This window comes from Streptomyces sp. NPDC005820, from assembly GCF_040630255.1.
Taxonomy (GTDB): domain Bacteria; phylum Actinomycetota; class Actinomycetes; order Streptomycetales; family Streptomycetaceae; genus Streptomyces.
Genome location: NZ_JBEXXE010000006.1, coordinates 211,258 through 233,212 on the forward strand (window position 1 = coordinate 211,258; position 21,955 = coordinate 233,212).

Annotated in this window: 20 protein-coding genes and 2 pseudogenes; 7 read left to right on the top strand and 15 right to left on the bottom strand. The window is 71.6% G+C overall.

Annotated features, from left to right (window positions below):
• Positions 1-143 precede the first annotated feature (143 nt).
• The gene (locus ABZ464_RS09725; RefSeq protein WP_359273420.1) at positions 144-917 is read left to right on the top strand and encodes an SDR family oxidoreductase; all 774 of its coding nucleotides are present in this window, start codon (positions 144-146) and stop codon (positions 915-917) included.
• A 281-nt stretch (positions 918-1,198) separates the two neighbouring features.
• On the opposite strand, the gene ABZ464_RS09730 is transcribed toward ABZ464_RS09725, so the two are convergent.
• Complete coding sequence (locus tag ABZ464_RS09730) at positions 1,199-1,942, bottom strand: GntR family transcriptional regulator (protein WP_359273423.1); 744 nt, start codon at positions 1,940-1,942, stop codon at positions 1,199-1,201.
• 153 nt (positions 1,943-2,095) lie between these two features.
• Between ABZ464_RS09730 and ABZ464_RS09735 the strand changes: the two genes are divergently transcribed.
• Positions 2,096-3,052, top strand: coding sequence for an alpha/beta hydrolase (locus ABZ464_RS09735; protein ID WP_359273426.1), 957 nt, complete (start codon positions 2,096-2,098; stop codon positions 3,050-3,052).
• On the opposite strand, the gene ABZ464_RS09740 is transcribed toward ABZ464_RS09735, so the two are convergent.
• The 13 genes from ABZ464_RS09740 to ABZ464_RS09800 form a co-directional block, all read right to left on the bottom strand.
• Positions 3,049-3,558, bottom strand: a complete 510-nt coding sequence (locus tag ABZ464_RS09740) for a carboxymuconolactone decarboxylase family protein (RefSeq protein WP_359273429.1) — start codon at positions 3,556-3,558, stop codon at positions 3,049-3,051. The genes ABZ464_RS09735 and ABZ464_RS09740 overlap by 4 nt on opposite strands.
• An 11-nt stretch (positions 3,559-3,569) precedes the next feature.
• Positions 3,570-5,033, bottom strand: coding sequence for a carboxylesterase family protein (locus ABZ464_RS09745; protein ID WP_359273432.1), 1,464 nt, complete (start codon positions 5,031-5,033; stop codon positions 3,570-3,572).
• Positions 5,030-6,250 carry an amidohydrolase family protein gene (locus ABZ464_RS09750; RefSeq protein WP_359273435.1) on the bottom strand — a complete coding sequence of 407 codons (1,221 nt, stop codon included), beginning with the start codon at positions 6,248-6,250 and terminating at the stop codon, positions 5,030-5,032. Before ABZ464_RS09750 ends, ABZ464_RS09745 begins: the two co-directional genes overlap by 4 nt.
• The gene (locus ABZ464_RS09755; protein ID WP_359273437.1) at positions 6,247-7,068 is read right to left on the bottom strand and encodes a fumarylacetoacetate hydrolase family protein; all 822 of its coding nucleotides are present in this window, start codon (positions 7,066-7,068) and stop codon (positions 6,247-6,249) included. Before ABZ464_RS09755 ends, ABZ464_RS09750 begins: the two co-directional genes overlap by 4 nt.
• A 7-nt stretch (positions 7,069-7,075) precedes the next feature.
• Positions 7,076-7,960, bottom strand: a complete 885-nt coding sequence (locus ABZ464_RS09760; RefSeq protein WP_359273440.1) for a fumarylacetoacetate hydrolase family protein — start codon at positions 7,958-7,960, stop codon at positions 7,076-7,078.
• Positions 7,961-8,214: 254 nt separating this feature from the next.
• A complete protein-coding gene (locus tag ABZ464_RS09765; protein WP_359273443.1) occupies positions 8,215-10,197 on the bottom strand; it encodes a hypothetical protein in 1,983 nt (660 codons plus the stop codon).
• Between the two features lie 165 nt (positions 10,198-10,362).
• Entirely contained in the window at positions 10,363-11,160 is a 798-nt protein-coding gene (locus tag ABZ464_RS09770) for an ABC transporter ATP-binding protein (protein ID WP_359273445.1), read from the bottom strand.
• Complete coding sequence (locus tag ABZ464_RS09775; protein WP_359273447.1) at positions 11,157-11,990, bottom strand: ABC transporter permease; 834 nt, start codon at positions 11,988-11,990, stop codon at positions 11,157-11,159. Before ABZ464_RS09775 ends, ABZ464_RS09770 begins: the two co-directional genes overlap by 4 nt.
• A 5-nt stretch (positions 11,991-11,995) precedes the next feature.
• Positions 11,996-12,763 carry an ABC transporter permease gene (locus tag ABZ464_RS09780; protein WP_359273449.1) on the bottom strand — a complete coding sequence of 256 codons (768 nt, stop codon included), beginning with the start codon at positions 12,761-12,763 and terminating at the stop codon, positions 11,996-11,998.
• A 2-nt stretch (positions 12,764-12,765) separates the two neighbouring features.
• Entirely contained in the window at positions 12,766-13,773 is a 1,008-nt protein-coding gene (locus ABZ464_RS09785; protein WP_359273452.1) for an ABC transporter substrate-binding protein, read from the bottom strand.
• A gap of 61 nt (positions 13,774-13,834) precedes the next feature.
• Positions 13,835-15,202 (bottom strand): FAD-binding oxidoreductase, encoded by a 1,368-nt coding sequence (locus ABZ464_RS09790; protein WP_359273455.1) that lies wholly within the window; start codon positions 15,200-15,202, stop codon positions 13,835-13,837.
• Positions 15,203-15,302: 100 nt separating this feature from the next.
• On the bottom strand, positions 15,303-16,229 hold the full coding sequence (locus ABZ464_RS09795) for an amidohydrolase family protein (RefSeq protein ID WP_359273457.1): 927 nt from the start codon (positions 16,227-16,229) through the stop codon (positions 15,303-15,305).
• On the bottom strand, positions 16,222-17,058 hold the full coding sequence (locus ABZ464_RS09800) for an SDR family NAD(P)-dependent oxidoreductase (protein ID WP_359273460.1): 837 nt from the start codon (positions 17,056-17,058) through the stop codon (positions 16,222-16,224). Before ABZ464_RS09800 ends, ABZ464_RS09795 begins: the two co-directional genes overlap by 8 nt.
• 158 nt (positions 17,059-17,216) lie before the next feature.
• Between ABZ464_RS09800 and ABZ464_RS09805 the strand changes: the two genes are divergently transcribed.
• The 5 genes and pseudogenes from ABZ464_RS09805 to ABZ464_RS09825 all read left to right on the top strand — a co-directional run bounded on the left by ABZ464_RS09805 (position 17,217) and on the right by ABZ464_RS09825 (position 21,452).
• Positions 17,217-18,542, top strand: a complete 1,326-nt coding sequence (locus ABZ464_RS09805) for a hypothetical protein (RefSeq protein ID WP_359273463.1) — start codon at positions 17,217-17,219, stop codon at positions 18,540-18,542.
• Entirely contained in the window at positions 18,539-18,721 is a 183-nt protein-coding gene (locus tag ABZ464_RS09810; RefSeq protein WP_359273466.1) for a hypothetical protein, read from the top strand. Before ABZ464_RS09805 ends, ABZ464_RS09810 begins: the two co-directional genes overlap by 4 nt.
• An 82-nt stretch (positions 18,722-18,803) precedes the next feature.
• Positions 18,804-19,364 (top strand): annotated as a pseudogene (locus tag ABZ464_RS09815) (MFS transporter); the annotation flags it as partial.
• Between the two features lie 708 nt (positions 19,365-20,072).
• A pseudogene (locus ABZ464_RS09820) lies at positions 20,073-20,615 on the top strand (MFS transporter); the annotation flags it as partial.
• Between the two features lie 87 nt (positions 20,616-20,702).
• A complete protein-coding gene (locus ABZ464_RS09825) occupies positions 20,703-21,452 on the top strand; it encodes a maleylpyruvate isomerase family mycothiol-dependent enzyme (protein WP_359273469.1) in 750 nt (249 codons plus the stop codon).
• A 2-nt stretch (positions 21,453-21,454) separates the two neighbouring features.
• On the opposite strand, the gene ABZ464_RS09830 is transcribed toward ABZ464_RS09825, so the two are convergent.
• Positions 21,455-21,871, bottom strand: coding sequence for a MarR family transcriptional regulator (locus ABZ464_RS09830; RefSeq protein WP_359273472.1), 417 nt, complete (start codon positions 21,869-21,871; stop codon positions 21,455-21,457).
• Positions 21,872-21,955 lie beyond the last annotated feature (84 nt).

Consider the following 21,955-nt stretch of genomic DNA (forward strand, 5'->3'; position numbering starts at 1 on the left):
AAGCACCTCATGATCGAACCAAACTGTCGACAGAATGCCCCATTCGGAGGCTCACGCCTCTTGACCCGCCCATACTGTCGACACTAAGAAGGAAGGACGAGTCGCGCCGCGTCTCGTGCGGACGTCGCGAGAAGGGGGTCCATGTGACCGGCAGGCTCTCCGGGAAAGTCGTTCTCGTCACCGGGGCGGGGGCCGGGATCGGCCAGGGCTGCGCCCTGCTCTTCGCGGAGCAGGGCGCGACCGTCGTCGGCTGCGACATCGACGCGGCCGCAGCCGAACGCACCCGCAAGGAGGCCGCCGACCGGGGGCTGGCCCTCGAGGTGCTCGCCCCGTTCGACATGACGGACCCGGCCGACGCCCGGCACTTCGCGGACGAGGCGTACGAACGGCACGGACGGATCGACGTCCTGGTCACCGCCGGGGCGATCGCCCCGCACATGGCGACGACCGCCGAGATGGACTTCGACGCGCAGTGGACGCCGACCCTCCGCGGCGAGATCGACGTCGTCTTCCTGCCGGTGCGGGCCGCGTGGCCGCACCTTGCGGCCTCGGGCGGCGGCTCGATCGTCAACTTCGCCTCGGTGAACGCGTTCCGGGGCAGCGGGACCTTCGGGATGGTCGCGCACTGCGCGGGCAAGTCGGCGGTGCTCGGCCTGACCCGTCAACTCGCTGTGGAGGGCGGGCCGTCGGGCATCCGCGCGAACACGATCTCACCGGGCATGGTGCGCACCCCCGCCACCGAGTCCGCCGGGGCCCACGACGGAGCAGCCCGCGAGACGCTGCTGGCCCGGATCCCACTGGGCCGGGTCGGGACGCCGCGGGACATCGCCTGGTGCGCGGTGTACCTGGCGTCGGACGAGTCGGCCTGGGTGACCGGCGGGAACTTCCCCGTGGACGGCGGAGTCCTCGCCAAGTGAGCCGCCCACCCGGCCTCCCCGGGGGCGGCCGCACGCCGTCGCCGGGAGGCTCCCGTACGCCGGCCCGAGGAGACAGTCGTACGCCGTCGCCGGGAGGCTGCCGCACGCCGGCCCGAGGAGACAGTCGTACGCCGTCGCCGGGAGGCTGCCGCACGCCGGCCCGAGGAGACAGTCGTACGCCGTCGCCGGGAGACGGCCGCACACCGACCCGAGGAGACAGTCGTACGCCGTCGCCGGGAGGCTGCCGCACACCGACCCGAGGAGGCTGCCGTGCAGCGGCGTCAGGAGGCCGTACGGCGGCGGCGTGCGGGTCCCCGTCCGCGTCCTGCCGCGTCCTGCTCCAGCTGCTCCTCGACCGCCCGCTGTGCCCGCACCGTCGCGCCCGCGATGAGCGCGGCGGCCAGTTCTCCGTCGCGCTCCTCGACGGCCTGGAGCAGCCGTTCCTGGTCGTCCACGCTGTAGGCGAGCCGGCCGGCCCGGGTGAGGCTGAGGTGCCGCAGCATCAGGGTGCGCAGCGCGAGGGAGTCCAGGATCTGCTTGAGCGTGGCGTTGCCGACGATCTCCGTCATCCGCTCCTGGAGCGTCACATGGCTCCAGAAGTACCCGTCGACGTCACCGTCGTCGGCCAGTTTCCGCATCCGCTCGACCCGGGTGCGCAGCTCGGCGATCTCCTCGTCGCCGGCCCGCTCGACGAGCAGGGCCGCGAGCATCGACAGGAGGTTCTTGCGCACCTGGTAGATGTCCCGGATGTCCTGCGGGGAGGGCGCGGCGACCCGGGGCCGGCGGCGCGCCTTCATCTCGACCAGACCCTCCTGCTCGAGGAGCATCAGCGCCTCGCGCACCGGGGTGCGGCTGGTGTCGAACCGGCGTGACAGATCGACGCTGTTGAGGTCCTGCCCGGGCTCCAGCCGCCCCTCGATGATGCCCGCGCCGACCCATTCGGCGATCTGCGCGACCAGCGGCTCGCGCCGGTCCCGCAGCCGCAGGAGGCGCTCCAGCACGAGGTGCGTGTCCTGATCGGTCATGCGGCACTTCTCCCTGCCTGGTCCGGGCTCACAGCCGATTCAACGGTGTCGACACTATCTCACCCCGCGTCCCGTCCGATACGGGATCCCCTGCTTCCTGTCGACTTCCAACATTCCTGTCAACAACCCTTGCGGGTCTCCACCGGAGGAATCATGAAGCGCGCACGCATCAGCCCCAGTCACCCCACGGGTCCCAGCAGACGGGCAGTGGTCGGCGGCGCCGCGCTGGCCGCCCTCACGACGGCCGGTGCCTCGCAGGGTACGGCCTTCGCGAGGGCCGCCGGGGAGCCGTGGGAGCCCGTGCCGGTCCCCGCGCAGGCGCCCGTCACCGAGTACCAGGTGCCGGTCTCCGGAGGCGGCAGTCTGTGGTGCTGGGACACCGGCGGCGACGGGGAGGCGGTCGTGCTGCTGCATCCGGGCTCGGGCAGCGGCGAGAGCTGGCCGTACCAGCAGCCGGTGCTGGCCGGGGCCGGCTTCCGGGTGATCGGCTACTCGCGGCGCGGAGCGTACCGCTCGGTCGCCGGCACCAAGGCGGAGGCCGACACCGCCTCGGGCGACCTGAACACCCTCGCCGACCAGCTGGGTCTGGACCGCTTCCATCTGTCCGGCTCGGCGGCGGGCGGCCCGGTGGCGGTCGACTACGCCCTCGGGTACGAGGACCGGCTGCTGAGCCTCACCGTGTCGGGCAGCGTCATGGGCATCCAGGACACGGAGTACCAGGAGCTGACCGCGGCGCTCCAGCCCGATCCGTTCGGTGACATGCCGGTGGACTTCAAGGAGTTGGGCCCCTCCTACCGGGGCGGCGACCCGGACGGGGTGGCGGCCTGGCTGGAGATCCACGAACGGGCCCGCACCTCCGACGCCTTCGCCCAGTCCCTCACCCACACGATCACCTGGGCGGCCCTGGAGACCCTCACCCTCCCGGTCCAGCTCATCACCGGGGACGCCGACCTGTACAGCCCGCCGTCGGTGATGCGCCTCAACTCCGGGCACCTGCGGGACGTGGAGACCCGTGTCGTCCGCGAGGCGGGCCACAACCCGCACTGGGAACAGCCCGCCGCCTGGAACAGGCTCCTGATCCACTTCCTCCGGCGGCACTCCGGCTCCTAGTCCTCCGAGGGCGAGCGGACATCCAGGGCGACCAGGAAGCGGGACACCATGTTGTACGCCGCGACGGTCGCCGTCAGTTCGACCAGCTCGGTGTCGGTGAAGTCGGCGCGGAGGGCGTCGAACAGCTCGTCCGGGACGTGGAGGTCGCGGGTCATCGCATCGGTGTAGGCGATGACCCGCGACATCCGGGCGCCGAGTTCGGGCTTGTCCCGGCCGAGTTCGGCCAGTTCGGCGTCGTCGAGCCCGGCCCGCCGCGCCTCGGGTTCGTGTGCGGTCCATTCGTACGGGGCGCGGTTGAGGACGGCGATCCTGAGGATCACCGACTCCCGGATGTCCGGCGGCAGTCGGAGCCGCCCCCGGATGGCGCCCAGGAGGCTGTTCCAGCCGTCGGCGAGCTGGGGGCTGTGCAGCAGCATCCGGTCGAGGGGTCGCAGATCGCCGCCGCGGCGGTCGCGGATGCGGGCGGCGATCTCGCCGGTGCCCTCGGTGTCGGGGAGTCGTGCCATGGGGGGTCCTTTCACAGGGGGCGGGGGCAGGCGGCCAACAGCCGCATGGCCTCCGGACGTTCGATGGTGCCGAGCCCCACCCGGTCGCCGAAGACCATGACCTCGTCCCCGGTGAAGGCGGGCCAGGACGGGAGCCCGGCGCCGTTCGGGTCGGCCGTCTCCACGAAGCGCGCCCAGGCGTCCGCCATCGTGCGCGCCAGTTCACGGTCCGCCTCGGTCCAGTGCCAGGGGCGGCAGTCCAAGGTGTCGAGGGTGTAGGGGAGTTCGGCGGTGTGGTGGACGCCGTATCCCGGCAGTCCGTCCCGTGGGGGTGTCAGGGGGAGGTCCGGGGGCAGCGGAGGTGTCCGGGTGAAGCGGTACAGCCGGGTCGGCGCTCTCCGGCGGTGGGCCGTGGCCCAGTGCCAGACCGGGTGGGTGAAGCGGCTCTCCCCGGTGAACCGCCGGGCCGTCCGGCGGGCCTCCTCGGTGTCCCGTACGGGGTACACCTCGTCGGTGCCGGGTTCCACCGGGAGCCGGCGCAGCACATCCAGGGTCGAGTACACGGAGCCCTCGTCGGTGTTGCTGCCGACGAGGAGCGGTACCGCGTGCTGCCGTCCGGCCGCGAACACCTCGTCGGTGGGCTCGGTGAGGACCCGGCCGTCGACGACCGGCCCGAAGTGGCCCCGCAGGACCAGTTCCACCCCGTCCAGCCGCCGCAGTCCCGCGAAGTCGCGGTCGCCGAACGCCTCCGCCCAGCGCAGCCCCTGCTTCCGGGCCTCGCCCCGGTCGGCGAGGGGGCCTTCGGCGCGGCCGATGCCCGAGGCGCTCTGGCCGAGCGCGGCCCGGAACAGGGGCCGGGCGGCCGGTGCCGCCATGAGGTGGCAGATGTGGGCGGCTCCGGCGGAGTTGCCGGCGAGGGTGACCCGGTCGGGGTCGCCGCCGAAGGCCGTGATGTTTTCCCGTACCCAGGTCAGGGCGGCGACGATGTCGAGCAGCCCGTAGTTGCCGGTGGCGTCCAGGTCGTCCTCGGCGGCCAGTTCGGGGTGGGCGAGGAAGCCGAGGGCGCCGAGCCGGTGGTTCAGGGTGACCATGACGAGGCCGCGCCCGGCCATCGCCGCGCCGTCGTGGATCTCCTGGCCGCCGTGGCCGTAGCGGTTGCCGCCGCCGTGGATCCAGACCAGCACCGGCAGTGCGGCGCCGGGCGCCGGGTCGGGGGTCCACACGTTGAGGTAGAGGCAGTCCTCGCTCATCACCAGCGCGCGCCGGTCGGCGAAGTTGGTGTGGTACATGATCGAGTCGCGGGGCGGCTGGGGCTGGAGCGGGGCCGGGCCGAAGGCGTCGGCGCGCCGCTCGCCGTCCCAGCGCGCGGCGGGCCGGGGCGGTCGCCAGCGCAGGTCGCCGACGGGCGGCTCGGCGAAGGGGATGCCCCGGAAGACGGCGACACCGGCCTGCCACTCCCCCGCCAGCCGCCCGCCGCCCGTCCTGGTCCGGATCACGCGGGTGCCTTGTGCAGCCGGCCGTCCTTCATGATCGCCGTCAGTCGGGCGCGGTCCTGGAGGACGGCGATGTCCGCCAGCGGGTCGCCGTCGACGAGGACGAGGTCGGCGAGGAACCCGGGCCGTACGAGGCCGAGTTCGCTGTCCATGCCCATGATCTGACCGCCGTACCGGGTGGCGGCGCGCAGTGCCTCGGCGGGCGTGAGGCCGAACCAGTCGACGAACAGCTCCAGGTCGCGCAGATTGCGGCCGACCGGGTTCCAGGCGAAGCCGTAGTCGCCGCCGGGCAGGACCCGTACACCCCGCCGCACCAGCTCCGGCACCACCTCGCGCACGGCCGCCGCCGTCGCCTCGACCTCCATGCCCGGCTCGGGTTCACTGCCCGCCTCGTGGAGGTTGGCGTGGATGATGCCGGGGGTCGGGGCGACGAAGATCCGGTCGCGGGCGGCTTCCAGGAGGTCGAGGGCCTCCTCGTCGGCGAAGGTGCAGTGGTAGACGGCCCGAATGCCGTGCCGTACGGCCATCTTGACCGACTCGGCGGCATGGGCGTGGGCGGTGAGCCAGACCCCGTGCTTGTCGGCGGTCGCTGCCGCGGCGGCCACCTCCTCGTCCGTGAACTGGACGATCCGTGAGGTGCCCTGGACGACCGCGCTCTCTCCGGACAGGGACAACTTGACGATGTCGACGCCGAGTTCGGCCATGTCGCCGACGAACCGGGACACCGACTCCGGGTCGGAGGCGCGTCCTTCGACGCCCGGGAAGTCGTAGACGCCGGGCTCGACCATGCCGGCCGTGCCCTCCCAGGAGGCTGCCTTCAGGCGCGGGCCGGGCATCCAGCCCTCGGCGAAGGCCTTGCGGGCGGCGGTCTCGGTCCGGGGCAGCCGGTTGCCGCCGGAGTAGGCGCTGGTGATGCCGTGGTCGAGGAGGACCCGGCCCGCGTGCGCGACGAGCAGCGCCTTCTCCTCGTCGGGCTCGTCACGGCGGCGCGAGAGGTGTTCGACGGTGGAGCCGAAGCCCAGGTGGGCGTGGGCGTCGACGAGTCCGGGGAGCAGGGTGCCGCCGCCTCCGTCGATCACCCGGGCGTCGGTCCGCAGGTCGCGCGGGATCCGGTCGGAGACCTCGGTGATCCGGCCGTCCTCGACGAGGACATGGGCGGGGTACGGGTCGCGTCCGGTGCCGTCGAAGACCTGGACGTCGGTGAACAGGGTGCGGGTCATGCCGTCGTCGCCTTCCGGAAGCGGTGCCGCATCTCGCCGACTCCCCCGATACGGCTGACCAGTTCGTCGTCGGGCGTCAGGAACCGCCGGGGGGTGCGCCGGTTGCCGACGCCCGCCGGAGTGCCCGTGAAGATCAGGTCGCCGGGGAGCAGGGTGCAGAACTCGCTGAGGTACGAGACCAGTCGGGGAATCGGGAAGATCATGTTGGAGGTGCGGTCGTGCTGCACGGTATCGCCGTTCAGCGCGCAGGTCAGTTCGAGGTCGTCGCGGTCGGGGATCTCGTCGAGGCTGACCAGGGCGGGGCCGACCGGGCCGAACCCGGGATGGGACTTGGCGAGCGAGAACTGGGCGGGGTGGCCCGCGAGTTGGGCGATCCGCTCGGAGAGGTCCTGGCCCACGGTGAGCGCCACGACCGGCTCCCACCCCTTCTCCACCGGCACCCGGCGCGCCTCGCGGCCGATGACCGCGACCAGTTCCAGCTCCCAGTCGACGTGCCCGGGCGGCAGCTCGACGACGGTGTCCGGCCCGGTGAGACAGGTCGGGAACTTGGTGAAGACGAGCGGGACTTCGGGTTCCTCGTAGCCCGCCTCGGCGGTGTGGGGGCGGTAGTTGAGGGCGACGGCGAAGACCTGCCGGGGGGCGGGGACGGGCGCTTCGAGCTCGGACTCGTCATAGGGACGCCCCCCTGTGGCGCCCCTGGACCAGTCGAGCAGTTCGTCCCAGTGGTCGAACAGCCGCCCCTCGAAGGAGGCGGGGATGTCGAGGGCTCCGTCCTCGGTAAGCAGCACGGTACGGCCCGCGAGTCGTGCGATGCGCATCGGCCGCTCACACCCAGTTTTCCGCGGGCGGCTCTTCGGTGCCGTACGCGTCCCACCAGGAGATCACCTGGTTGCGCAGCACCCCGAGGCCCTCGATCTCCGCCTCGACCACGTCACCGGGCTTGAGATAGTTGGCGAACGGGTCCTCGGTGCTCGCGGCCACGCCCGCGATGGTGCCGGTGGTGACGAGGTCGCCGGCGCTGTAGGTCTGCGGGGAGTGATAGGCGACCAACTGCGGGATCGACACCGACATCCGGGCGGTGCTGGACTTCTGCCGGACGTCCCCGTTGACCCTCAGTTCCATGTCGAGGGCGTGCGGGTCGTCGATCTCGTCGGCGGTGACGATGTACGGGCCGATCGGGCAGAACGTCTCGATCGCCTTGGAGAAGGAGAAGACCCCCGACTCCATCTCCTTGCGCTGGATGTCGCGGGCGGTGATGTCGTTGAAGACCAGATAGCCCGCGATGTGCTCGGCGGCCTGCTCGGCGGAGAAGAAGCGGCCCGGTGTGCCGATGACGACGGCGAGTTCGAGCTCGTAGTCGAGCTCGCGGGTCAGGTTCGCCGGGTACACGATCGGCTCGTCGGGGCCGATGATCGCATCGACGTTCTGGAAGAACACGATGCCCTTGTTGACGGGGTGGGACCAGTCGACGCGGACCAGGTCCTCGTGGTGCTCACGGAAGTTGCCGGCCGTGTGGAAGAACTTCCTGGGCACGATGGGCGCCCGCAGTCGTACGCCGTCCAGGGCGAACGTCCGCCCCGTCTCGCGGACCCGCCCCTCCCACTCGAAGAACACCCGCGTGGAGGGCACCTCCAGCTCCACCACGGTGCCCCCGTCGAGCCGGCCCACCAGCCCCGCCTCGGGTCCCGCGTCGAACGTCACCAGCTTCATCAGATCTCCTTAACTGTCGACACTCAGCCTGCCAATACCCCTCTTGACCGTCAAGAGGCAGGCTAAGTGTGGACACAAAACCGTAGACCGGCTTACGGCGCCAACGACCGCAGACCCGTCCTCGAGACACCGGACGAGGCCTGGGAGCGGCCGCTCTCGGTCGACCCCGCCCTCCACCATCACCACACAGACCGGCCCCCGGGAGATGGTTCGCATCCCGGGGGCCGGTCCTTGTGGTCAGGACACTGTCAGGGTCAGGACACTGTCAGGGTCAGGGCGCCCGTGTAGGTGGTGCCTGCCTTGAGGGTGGTGGTGGTGCCGTTGACCGTCAGGGTGACCGTCTTGCCGGAGGGGGCGGTGACGGTTGCGTCGGAGGCCAGGGTGAGGGCGCTCAGGTAGGACGTTCCGGTGACCGTCCAGGTGGAGCCGGTGCCCAGGGTGACCAGGACGCCGTTGTTGACGACCGCGCTCGGGGTGTTGGTGACCTCGCTGATCTGCCGGTACTCGGCCGAGGTGATGGTGGAGACGGCGTGCTTGGCCGTGCTCGCGGAGATCACACCCGCCACGGTCGAACGGGTGAAGGACAGGCTGAGGTTCTGACCCTGGATGCTTCCGTTGCCGCCGCCCCAGACGGAGTTGTAGAAGTCGCCCGTCAGCTCGATGTCGCTGAAGGTGCCCTTGGAGTCGGTGGACTGCGACGACGTGGTCACCCAGCTGGAGGACCTGGTCGGCGAACCGGTGGGCTCGGTGTACGTACCGGTCGTCTCGGTGCTCCAGGCCTTGCCGGAGACCGAGACGCTGCTCGGCCGGTCGGTGTCCATCAGCTGGAAGATGACGCCGTTGCCGGGGTTGATCGTGGCGCCGTCGGAGCCGTCGACGGTGACCGTCCCCGCGACCGCCTTGCTGACGAAGGTGGTCTCGCCGGTGTTGACCTCGGTGCCGCCGTCGATGGTGACCGAGCCCGCCGCGTACCACATGACCATGAAGCGGCCGGCGTCGATGACGGTGGACTTGACCTCGAGGTCGGCCAGTTCGGCGCTGGTCAGGCCGATTTCCAGGGACTCGTTGAGGGCGGCGACGGCCTCCGCGGTGCTGTCCCCGTAGTGGGCCGAGGCGCCCCAGTGGATGAGGGCGTAGTCGCCGACGTCGAAGGTGCAGCCCAGGAAGTGCTCGGTGACGTTGCCGATGGCGTACGAGCCGTAACCCTGGCCGCCGGTGTTGGCGATGGTGCTGTTGATGGCGGTGAGGGTGCAGTAGCTGCCGCCGTCGACCGAGAGCGCGCCCCACTTCTCCGAGGAGATGGTGGAGTTGATGTACGACGCCTTGGTGTTCGCGCCGAGCAGGTTGGTGGTGCGGACGTTGCCGGACAGGCCCAGCATCCACGGCACGGTGATCATGTAGCGGGTGTCGCCGGTGCCCGCCGTCGGGTACTCGTCGGGGACGACGCCGTCGGCGCAGTGCAGGGTGGAGTTCTTGACGATCACGTTGGCGGTGGCGTCGGCGATGACCGCCGTACGGACCACGCCCACGTTGCTGATGGTCGCGCCGTCCAGGACGAGGGTGGTGCCCGCGCCGGTGCCGACGACGGAGGCGCCGTACCCGATGAAGTCGCAGCGGCCGTTGCCGTCGAAGAGGATCTTCGGGTTGGTGAGGGTGTAGCTGCCGCCGCCGGTGACGTAGACGCCGTTGAACGCCTCGCCGTTGGAGGCGAGGGTGATGTCGCTCGCCCCGGTGTCGGTGACGGTGCCGCCGCTGACGTCGGAGGGGACCGACTTGGCCTCGTCCACGCCGTCCGCGTCCACGTAGATGGCCTGGCGGAAGGGGAAGGTGAGGGTGCTGTAGGCGACCTCGGTGGCCTCGGCGACGGTGAGGACGATCGTCCCGCGGTAGGTGCCGGCCGCGATGGCGGTGGCCGCTCCGCCGTATCCGTCCGTCAGCAGGGCGAGTTCACTCCCCGTCTCCACGCCGTTGACGGTGAGGCTGAGGCTGTAGCCGTCGGGGACGGTGATGGCGCCGCCCTCGGCGATGGTGAGCCGGGTGGCCGTGGTGGTCTCGGTCAGCTCCAGGGTCTCGCCGGAGGCCACGGTGATCCGCTTGCCGGCCTTGGTCGTCGCGGCCTGGGCGACGGCCGGGGCGGCGAGGGTGGGCGCGAGGGCGGCGGCCACCGCCACGAGCAGGGCGCGGGGGCGGGTCCGGTAGCTGAGCTCGGGGCCCTGCCTGCTGGTGGTGTGTGTCACGGTGAACTCCCTTGTTCTCAGTGTGCGATTGGGGGTGCAGGGGGTGTCCGGGGGATGCGGACGGGATGCGGACGGGGGATTCGTGCTGTTTTCGGGCAGGCCGGACCGACGCGTGGCGTCGGCCGGTTGAGGGGGGTGGGTCTGTGCGTGCGGGCGCGTGGTGGGTCAGACCGCGCGGGGCGCCAGCTCGATCTCGCCGCGGATCAACGCCAGGACACGGGTGCGCAGTTCGGCGAAGCGGGGGTCCGAGCGGGTGGTCAGCTGGTCGCGGTCGGTGCCGAGCGGGATGGTGAGCGTGTCGAGCACGGCCGTCGGCTTCCCGCCGAGGACGACGACCCGGTCGCCGAGGTAGACCGCCTCGTCGATGTCGTGCGTGACGACCACCACGGTGATGCCGAGCCGGCGGCGCAACTCCAGGGTGAGGTCCTCCAGTTCGAACCGGGACTGGGCGTCCACCGACCCGAAGGGCTCGTCCATGAGCAGCACGGGGGCGTCGTACGCCAGTCCGCGCGCGATGGCCACCCGCTGCTGCATCCCGCCGGAGAGCTGCCAGGGGTACTTGTCGCCGACGTCGGGGAGGCCTACGGCGTCCAGGCACTCCAGCGCGCGCTGCTTGCGGACGGCCTTCTTCACGCCCCTGCCCTGGAGCGGGAAGGCGACGTTGTCCCAGACGCGCAGCCAGGGCAGCAGGGAGCCCCGGTAGTCCTGGGAGACCACGGCGATGTCGCCGTGCGGCTCGGTCAGCTGCTGGTCGCCGTAGCGGACCCGGCCGGAGGTCGGCCGGGTCAGTCCGGCGAGGCAGCGCAGCAGGGTCGTCTTGCCCGCGCCGGAGGGGCCGACCAGGCAGACCGACTCCCCCGGGTCCACGCGCAGGGACAGTCCGTCGAGGACCTGGTGGGCCTGCGGTCCCTGGCCGAAGCACATGCCGACGTCCTCGACGTGCAGGCTCGATCCGCGTGTCATACGACGACTCCGTTGCTCTTGACGCTGTCGGTGCTGTCGGTGGCCCCGGCCGGGACGGGGCGTGGTGAGCGCACTCGGGGAGCGCGCTGGTGGTACCAGCCCAGGAGCCGGTGCTCCACCAGCAGGAGCAGCACGCTCAGGCCGTAGCCGAGAACGCCGATGAGGATGGTGCCGGCCCAGGTCTCGGCGACGTGGAAGCTGGAGCCGCTCTGCAGGATGAAGTTGCCGAGGCCGACGGGAGAGCCGTAGATCTCGCTGACGACCATGAGGACGACGGCGACGGACAGGGCGACCCGGATGCCCGCGAGGATCTGTGGCAGTGCGCCGGGCAGGATGACGCGGCGCAGCCTGAGCGGCCAGGGGATGCGGTAGCCGCGCGCGGTCTCGTGGACGGCCGGGCCGATGGCCTGGACGCCGCTGACCGTGTTGAGCAGGATCGGCCAGACCGAGCCGAGGAAGATCAGGAAGATCTTCGGTCCGGAGCCGATGCCCAGGGTGAGGATGATGACGGGCACGAATCCGACGGTGGGGGTGGCGCGGGCGAAGTCGAGGAGCGGTCCGGTCGCCAGGCGCAGGGTGCGGATTTCGCCGATGACCAGCCCGGCGCCGACGCCGACGACGGTCGCGATGCCCAGCCCGCAGAGGATGTTGCGGAGGCTGAAGGCCAGGTCGCCGAGGAGGTCGCCGTGGACCAGCTCGTGCCACAGGGCGGCGAGGACCTCGGTGAGCGGGGGGAAGTAGAAGCTGGTGCTGCCGGCCGTCGACACCAGCAGGACGACGAACACCAGGGCGGGAAGCCAGAGTTGACGGAGGAGCGGTTTCCAGGGCACGTGACTCACTCCTCTCCGGCCCGGGTCGGCGGACGCCAGCGCAGCAGCCGGTGCTCGGCGAACTGCGCGAGCAGGGTGATCGTGTAGCCGATGGCCCCGGCGGTGAGGATGTAGGCGTAGGCCCGGGCGGAGGCGCCCGCCTGCTGGGATTCCATGATCATGTGGCCGATGCCGGGGAGCGTGGTGAGCACCTCGACGCCGATGGCGACCAGGACCGAGGTGGTCGCTGCCAGCCGCAGGCCCGTCGTGATGGACGGGACCGCGGCCGGCAGGACCACCCGGCGCAGCCGCAGCAGCCTCGGAATGCGGTAACTGCGCACGGTCTCGTGGACGGCCTGGCTCACGGCGCGCGCCCCGTACTGGGCCTGGAGCAGCACCGGGAAGACGCAGGCGATGAAGACGACCGTGGCCTTCATGCCCGGGGTGGAGCCGAGGACCAGCAGGAACACGGGGAGCAGGGCGATCACCGGGAAGGACCTGAGGATCTCCAGGAGCAGCCGGGAGGATTCCTCGGCCGTCTGGTACACGCCGGTGAGCAGGCCGACCGGGATGCCCACGGCGATCGCCACGAGCAGCCCGGTGACCGCGCCGCGCAGGGTCTCCCCCACCGCCTGCCAGAAGCCGCCGCTGCCGAGGAGGTCCCCGAAGGCGACCAGGACGGCTCGCGGCCCCGGCAGCGCGGTCGAACTGACCACGCCGGCCGCGGTGATCAGCGCCCACAGCGCCAGCACGGCGGCGAGCGCGGCCAGTTGGAGCAGACGGACCTTGAGCACCGCTACTCCCCGGCCGAGGTCGGGGCCTGGTCCCAGTAGAGGGCGTCGTCCTTGGGCTCCGTGTCGAGCAGGTCGAACTCGTGCATCTTCGTGATCACCGTGCGCATCACGGTGGTGTCGAGGTTCTTGTCGTAGTGGTTGGTGTCGTGCTTGTCGATGAAGTCGGCGGGCACCTGGGTGTACTTCTTGTCGATGGCCTTGACGGCCTCGGGGTGCGCGTTGGCGTAGTCGATGGCCTTGGCGACGGCGTCGATGAACTTCTTCGCGGTGCCGGAGTTCTTCGCCAGGTACTCCTGGCTGGAGAACAGCAGGCCCTGGACCATGCCGGGCACGTCGTTCATGCCGTTGCCGATGGAGCGCAGTCCGCTGTCCTTGCCGGCGAAGTAGAAGGGACCGAACGAGAAGATCGCGTCGGTCTTGCCGGAGGTGGCGGCGTCGGTCAGCGAAGTCGTGGGCAGGGCCACGAACTTGACCTTGGACGGGTCGCCGCCGGCCTTCTGCACCAGGTACTCGCAGATGAACTGGATGGTGCCGCCGAGCGCGGAGATGCCGACGGTCCTGCCCTCCAGGTCCTTGAAGGACTCGATCTCGCTGTCCTTCTTGACCAGCAGTCCGTCGGTGGGGTCCGTCTTCGTCGTCGCGGACTGCAGCCCCGTCACGATCCGGATGGGCATGTCCTGGGCCGCGCCCTTGAGGAAGCCGGAGCTGTCCGTCATGGCGAACTGGGCCTCGCCGTTGAGGACGGACGGGGCGTTCTGCGAGGTGTCCTGGGCGCCGGCCTTGATGGTGACGTCGAGGCCCGCGGACTTGAAGTAGCCCTGCTGCTCGGCGATGTAGAGCGGCTCGAAGATGGCGCCGTTGGAGCGCAGGACGGTGACCTTGGCCTTGCCGTCGGCGGTGGTGTCACCGGCGGCGTCGCCCCCGCAGGCGGTGAGGGTGAGCGAGGCGGTGACGGCGAGGGCGGACAGGACGATGAGACCACGACGCCGCGGGGTTCTCGAGGTTTCCATGAAACGGCTCTCCTTGATGACTCACGTACGAACCAGTCGGGTTCAGGTCGACCGGTGCGAGCTAATGCGTCCGCGCGTGTCCCGCGGCGGCGTAGGCGGTGGTGGATTCCCCGGGGGTCATATAGGTGCGGAAGCGGCCCTCGGGGTCGTACACGGCCCGGATCTCCTCCAGGCGCGCGGCGTGGGCGGGGCTGAGCCCGTGGTCGAAGCGGTCGGCGACGTTGTTGTCGGAGAACTGCAGCCCGACCGAGAGGTGCTGGAGGTCGGCGAGCCGGCCGTGCGCCCACCGCTCGTGGGCGAGGTCCTCGGCCGGGTCGGTCCAGCCCGCGTTGGGCGAGAGGTACAGCTTGGCCTGGCTGGACCAGCAGGCGTCCGGGCGCTCGGGGAAGCCGCCCCAGAGCATCCACAGCACATGACTGGTGGTGTCGGGGATGGTGTCGAACAGCGGCCTGGCGGCTTCCAGGACCTTGTCCACCGGTTCGTCGGTCCAGATCCCGTCGAGCGCCCAGCGCATGCCGGGCGGGGTCAGCCGGTCGGCGTGCTCGTACAGCGCCGCCATGGTGGTCTCCCGTGCGACCAGCGCGCGGATCGCCCGGCCCCGGAAGGGGGCGTCCTCCAGCGGGGCGAGGGGATCGTCGTCGCCCTCGCAGAACGCGGTGGCGGTGACGGAGACCGTCTGCCGGTCCAGGCCGGGCGTGAAGCCCACCTTCGCCGAGAACTCCACCTCGGGCGCGAGGTGTTCCAGGATGTCGTACGACCATGCGAGCACCTGGTCGCGCAGCTCCAGCGGGTAGCTGTGCACGGTCCGCAGGAAACGGCGCGGCAGGTCGTGCACGGCGAGATGGAAGCGGGTGACCACGCCGAAGAAGCCGGGGCCGCTGCCCCGGGCCGCCCACAGCAGGTCGGGATGGGTGGCGTCGGTGGCGTGCACCAGGGTGCCGTCGGCGAGGACGACGTCGATCGCCCTGATGCTCATGCAGGCGGGGCCGAGCCGGCGTGAGTTCCAGCCGTAGCCGCCGCCCAGGAGGAAACCTCCGACGCCGACGGTGGGCGCGTGTCCCGCGGGGAAGAACAAGCCGTGTGGAGCGAGTTGTTCGAGCAGGGCCGGCCCCTTGACCGCGGGCTGGACCGCGGCCGTGCGCGTGGCCGGGTCGACGGTGACGTCCTGCAGCCGGGAGAGGTCGAGCAGCATGCCTCCGTCCCGCACCCCGTTGCCCACCCAGCTGTGGCCGCCGGAGCGGATCCCGATGGCGAGCCCCTCGCTGCGGGCGAGCCGTACGGCGGCGACCGCGTCCTGCTCGTCGGCGGCGAGCACGATGACGTCGGGGTACCGGTGGGGCTTGCGCTCGTTCCAGACGGCATCGAGCCGGGCCTGTTCGTACGCGGCCTCGCCGCGCCTGAGCAGCCTGGCGGGGGGCGGCACAGCCATGGCGGTCCTCCTCTCAAGAGGTTCGAGTCGGGACACTACTGTCGACACTTTTGCCGTTCAAGGGAGGTGACAGGGAAAAACCTGTGGGTTTCTGCCGACACTATGAATCGGTCCGGTGAGCGGCCGGAAAGCCGAAGAGTTCCGCGGGGTTGTCGACCATCAGCCGCCGCAGATGGGCCGGGTCGGGCGCAAGGCGCTCGACGAGGTCGACGAGCAGGCCGTCGTCGGGGGCTTCACCGGTGATGTTGACGTGCGGATAGTCGGTACCCCAGACGACCCGCTCCGGGGCGTACGCCACCAGGGAGGCGGCCAGCGCCACCGCGTCGGCGTACGGCGGCCCCTGCCGGGAGACCCGGTCCACCCCGCTGACCTTCACCCATACGTTCCCGGTGTCGAGCAGGGCGCGCAGACTGCGCAGCGCCGGGCCGTCGTGTCCGGCCGCGAGGTCGACGCGTCCGATGTGGTCGACGACCACTCTGCCCGGCAGGGCCCGTACGAGGTCTTCGAGGACGGCGATCTCCTCGCCTCTGACGTGGAGTTGGGCGGCCCAGCCGAGACCGTCGACGCGCTCCAGCACGGCGTCGATCTCGTCACGGGTGGGCGGAGTGCGCAGATGCGGGAGGAAGTTGAGCCGGAACCCGCGCACCCCGGCCCGGTGCAGCTCCTCGATCTCGGCCCGGGTGCTGTGCTCGCCGATCAGCGCCACCCCGCGCAGCCGCCCCTCGCCGGCCCGCAGGGCGTCCAGCAGCACGGCGTGGTCGTAGCCGTGGCAGGAGGACTGCACGACCACCGCCCGTCCGATGCCCAAATGGGCGTGCAGGGCGCGTAGTTGCTCCTTGGGGGCGTCCAGGGGCGTGAAGGTGCGGTCCGGGGCGTAGGGGAAGACGTCGGCGGGCCCGAGGATGTGGCAGTGGGCGTCGCAGCTGTCCCTGGGGAGCGCCAGGGACGGAATGCGGGGGGCCGGGTGCGGCGGGGGACAGCCCGGGGACGGCACCCACTCCGTTGCGTGTACGGCGTGTTCAGTCACAGCGCGCCGTCATTCCACCGTCGACGACGATCTCCGTGCCGGTGACGAAACGGGCCTCGCCGGAGGCGAGGAAGAGCGCCGCGTACGCCGTGTCGCGGCCGTCGCCCATGAAGCCGAGCGGGATCCGGGCCTGCCGCTGGGCGAGCAGCCTCTCCACGTCGCCGCCCGCGCGCTGATGGGCGAGCCGCGCCTCCACCATCGGGGTGTGCAGCTGTCCGGGCACGACGGTGTTCACCCGGATGTTGTCCGGCGCGTACTCCACGGCGGTGACCCGGGACAGCTGGATGACCGCCGCCTTGGCCGCCGCGTATCCCACCTGCGCCGCGCCCGTCCAGCGCAGCCCGGACGCCGAGGCGGTGTTGACGATGGCGCCGCCGCCCGCGCGCCGCATGGCGGGCACGGCGTACTTGCAGGCGAGGAAGGCGCTGGTGAGGTTGGTGCGCAACTGGCTCTCCCAGTCCTCCAGGCTGAGGTCGACCGCACCGCCGGGCCGCGAGCCGCCGACGTTGTTGACGAGGACGTCGATGCGTCCCGCCAGGCGCTCGCATTCGGCGAAGTAGTGCTGGACGGCCTCGGGTTCGGTCACGTCCAGGACCGCCGTGTGCGCGGTGCCGCCCTCCTCTCGGATCTGGCGCGCGGTGACCTCCAGGGACTCCTTGTCCCGGTCGGCCAGGAAGACGGTGGCGCCCTCACGGGCGAAGATCACCGCCGTGGCACGGCCGTTGCCCCAGCCCGGGCCCACACTGCCGGCTCCGCCGATCACGGCGATCCGGCCCGCGAGACGGCCGAGCCGTGGCCCTGGCAGGTCGTCGGGCAGGTCTTGAGTCATGGATGCTCCTCGCTCGAACGGCTAAACTGTCGACAGTTCTAGCCAAGTGTCGACACAAAGTAAACATCTGCGGCTCCGATGCGAAGGTAATGCCCATAGTGTCGACAGGTCACCTGCATGGCAGGGACAGGAACCCCGAAGGAGCCCGAAGGAGGCCCATGGACAAGCCACCCGTGTTCACGCCCGAGGAGATCGCCCGCTTCCGGGAGGAGTTGGCGGCGCGGCGCGCCCCCGGCGCCCACGAGCCCGGCCGCTGGTCGGTGAGCCCGCTCAACCGCCGTACGGACGTGGTGGGTTCGCTGCCCGCGTCGGTGCGGCTGCGGGACGCGACGCTGCGCTCGGTGGAGACACTGCCCGGAGTCGTGGCGACCGCCGGGGCGAAGGAGGCGTTCCTGCGCGGGCTCGTGGCCGGCGGGGTGGCCGAGGTCGTCACGGCGGGGCTCGGCGGCCGGACCGACGCGGCGCTCAAGGGCGAGGTGGAACTGGTCAAGGGGGCGAACGAGGAGTGCCGGGTGATCTGCCCGCTGATGCGGTGCGCGCAGGACGTCGACCGCGCGGCCGCGGCCGGCTACGACGCCGTACAGGTGTGGGTGCAGGCGTTCGGCGAGGCGGCACTGCTCTATCAGCCGCAGGCGTACGCCCGGGCCTGGCGCGGCGAGGAGTGGCGCGCCGAGGACACCCCGCGCGACCGGGCTGCCGTACTGGCCCGGGCCGCGCGGCTCGTGTCGTACGCCCGTGAGCGCGGCCTGCGGGTGATCGTGCCGCTGCTGATGGTGTCGTACGCGACCGAGGAGAGCCACGAGGAGTCGGTCACCGTGCTCACCGCCGCCGGCGCGAGCGAACTCACCCTGTTCGACGGTCCGGGGGCGATGAGCCCCGAGGCGTACGCCCACCTGGTCCGGCTCACCCGCGCCCTCGCCCCCGAGGTCGAGGTCGGCCTCCATCCGCACAACACCTTCGGCCTGGCGGTCGCCTGCGCGGTCGCCGCCGTCCGCGCGGGCGCCTCCGCCGTCGAACTCTCGGTCAACGGCTACTGCGGCGGCCCCGGCAACGCCGATCTCGCGGCCACGGCACTCGCCTTCGAGGCGCTGTACGGGGTGCGCACGGGCATCAGAACCGACCGCCTCACCGAACTGGCGCGGATGGGTGAGGAGTTGACGGGCTATCACACCGCCTGGAACCACCCCGTCACCGGCAGCCACGCCTTCTGCTGGGGCGGGCTGGACTTCATCACCCAGGAGACGGAGATCGACCCCCTCCTCCACAACTGCGTGGAGCCCGGCCTGGTCGGCAACGCCCGCCGGGTCCCCTTCACCCCCGACAGCGGCCCCTACACCCTCACCGACAAACTGGCCGCGCAGGGCGTCACCCTCAGCCGCGCCCAAGTGGACAAGGTGCTCGACCGGGCCCGCGAACTGATGGCGCACGAGGGCCGGTTGCCCACGGACGAGGAACTGGCGACGCTGGCCGAGGAGGTGCGGTGAACCCGCGGCCGCGGCTCGTGGACCCCACCGAACTCACGTCTGCCGGGCCCGTCAACGCCATGCCGCTCGGCCCCGCTCCCGGGGAGCGCACCCTCTCCGAACTGTCGACACTGATCGGGTACTGCGGCACGCCCGCCCTTCAGCTGCGCGTTTTCGCCGTTCCGGCCCCGCCGGCATGAAAATCGCCACCTTGTCCGAACCCCGGCACACCCCTAGCCTGAGTTTGTGCCGCTGATAAACAAAACCCGAACGCACAGTGCCGTGCCGGGCAACCACCTCACCCGCCTCCGGATCATCCTCACCGTCTTCTTCGCCCTCGACGGCTTCGTCTTCGCCGGCTGGGTCGTCCGCATCCCCGCCATCAAGGACCAGACCGGCGCCACCGCCGGCACCCTCGGCCTGGCCCTGCTCGGGGTCTCCGCCGGAGCGGTGGTCACCATGACCCTGACCGGACGGCTGTGCCGCCGCCACGGCAGCCATCCGGTCACGGTCGTGTGCGCCGTCCTGCTCTCCCTCGGCGTCATGCTGCCCCCGCTCACCCACTCCGCCCTCACCCTCGGGCTCGTGCTCCTCGTGTTCGGCAGTGCGTACGGGGGGATCAACGTCGCCTTCAACAGCGCCGCCGTCGACCTGGTCGCGGCACTGCGCAGGCCGATCATGCCCACCTTCCACGCCGCGTTCAGCCTGGGCGGCATGCTCGGCGCGGGGCTCGGCGCGCTGGTCGCCGGGGCGCTCTCGCCCACCGTCCATCTGCTCGGCCTCGGAATCATCGGCCTGACCGTCACGGCCGCCGCAGGCCCGGCACTGCTGCGCGAGGCACCGGCCTCGGCACCTGCATGGACATCGGCATCGGCCGCGGGGGCGTCGGCGACGATCGCTGGGAAGCACGGCTCAGAGGCGATCGCCGGGGGACACAGCTCGGCGGCGCCGGGCACCTCCGCGGGGCGGCCCGCGCCGACGGGGGCGGATACGCCCGGGGAACCGCGTACGCCTGCGGGACCGCCCGCCACCGCGAGCCTGCCACACCCTTCACCGAACCCGACCGCCCCGACAACGCTGTCACAGCCCTCCCGGGAACCGGCCGTCCCCGCGACGCTCGCGCAGCCCTCGCCGGACGCCAACGCCCCCGCGACACTGCCGGAGTCCTCCCCGGGAGCCACCCACTCCCCAAGACTCGCGCAGCCCTTCCCGGAAGCCGCCCACCCCTCAACACTCACGCAGCCCTCCCCCGAAGCCGCCCACCCCTCAACACTCGCGCAGCCCTCCCCCGAAGCCGCCCACCCCTCAACACTCGCGCAGCCCTCCCCCGAAGCCGCCCACCCCTCAACACTCACGCAGCCCTCCCCCGAAGCCACCCACCCCTCAACACTCACGCAGCCCTCCCCGGAAGCCGCCGCTCCCGCGACACTGCCGCAGCCCTCACCAGAAGCCGGCCACCCCGCGCCGCTGTCTCACTCTTCCCCCGAGTCGGCTGCGGCCCGCCACTCCCGGGCGGTTCGCCCGGAGCCGGTGGGTGCTCCCCGGTCCGACGCCCGCACCCGTCGGCTCGTCCTCGTCTTCGGCCTGATCGCCCTGTGCACGGCCTACGGTGAGGGAGCCCTCGCCGACTGGGGTGCGCTGCATCTGCGGCAGGACCTCGGCTCCTCCGCCGGGGCCGCCGCGATCGGGTACTCGTGTTTCGCGCTGGCCATGACCGTCGGCCGGCTGACCGGCACCACTCTCCTCGAACGGCTCGGCCGCACGCGTACGGTGGTGACCGGCGGTTCCGTCGCGGCGGCCGGGATGCTGCTCGGCTCACTCGCCCCCGCGCTCTGGGCGGCGCTGCTGGGCTATCTGATCGCGGGGCTCGGCCTGGCCAACCTCTTCCCGGTGGCCGTCGAACGCGCGGGCGCCCTGGCCGGCCCCGGTGGGGTCGCCACCGCCTCCACCCTCGGCTACGGCGGCATGCTCCTCGGACCGCCCGCCATCGGCTTCCTGGCCGAGTGGCTCTCCCTTTCCATCGCCCTGACCAGTGTGGCCGCCCTCGCCGGGCTGGCCGCGCTGATCGGCTTCGGCACCCGACGGGTGGCCTGAGCGGGAGCGACCAGCGAACCCGTCGAATCAGGACCACCTCCCGAAACTCCGGCCTCGGACCGCGCCCCGTCCGGCAGACTCACCCTCATGGAGACTGCCGAGTTCATCCGTGCCCTCGACCGGGAGGGCCGTTCACTGGCCGACGCTGCGGCCGGGGCGGGCACCGACGCCGAGGTGCCCACCTGCCCGGGCTGGCAGGTCGGCGACCTGTTGCGGCACACGGGCACGGTGCACCGGTGGGCGGCGTCGTTCGTGGCGGAGGGCAGGACGGCGTACCACCCAGGCGAGGGCGAGCCGGACCTCGACGGGACCGAGCTGCTGAACTGGTTCCGCGAGGGGCACCGCCGACTGGTCGACACCCTGACCACCGCACAGCCCGACGTGGCGTGCTGGCACTTCCTGCCCGCTCCGTCGCCGCTGGCGTTCTGGGCCAGACGGCAGGCGCACGAGACGGCCGTCCACCGCGTGGACGCCGACTCGGCGCTGGGCCGCAGCCCGGAGGAGAGCGCGCGGAGTCTGCCCGCCGCCTTCGCCGCCGACGGCATCGACGAGCTGCTGAGCGGATTCCACGCCCGCGACAGAAGCAGGGTGCGCACCGAGAAGCCCCGGGTGCTGCGGGTACGGGCGACGGATCTCGCGGAGGACGCCGTGTGGACCGTACGACTGTCCCCCGAGCCGCCCGTGACGGAGCGGACCGCCGACGGCGACGCGGACTGCGAGATCACCGCACCGGCAGCGCTGCTCTACCTGGCGCTGTGGAACCGCCTGCCGTTCCCCGCCGTCACCGGCGACCCGGCACTCGCGGCCCTGTGGCGGGAGAAGTCCGCCGTCACCTGAAGCTAGTGGGCGTCCGGCCGCGCCAGCATGCGGGTGAGCACTGCTCGCTGGACCGGCAGGACGTCCCCGTGCAGCGCTCGCCCCTTGCCGGTGAGCTCGACCCGGACGCCTCGCCGGTCCTCGGCACACAGGCCGCGTTCGACGAGGCCGTCCTTCTCCAGCCGCGCGATCAGCCGGGACAGCGCGCTCTGGGTGAGATGGACGCGCTCGGCGATCTCCTGGACGCGGTAGCCGCACACCACGTTCGCGGTCGAGTCGGCGAGGACGTCCAGCACCTCGAAGTCACTGGCACACAGGCCGTGCCGGTGGAGCACCCGGTCGAGCTCGCACTGCGTCCGGGCGTGCAGGGCCAGCATGTCCCGCCACTGCTCGACCAGCGCCCGCTCGGCTCCGTCCACCTCGCCGTTCTTCGCCGCCATGGCCCGCACCGTAGCAGAGAAACGATTTTGTTGCACGGGAATTAAATGCGCTTGCACTCAATGCATGCGCATGTACTGTCGTCG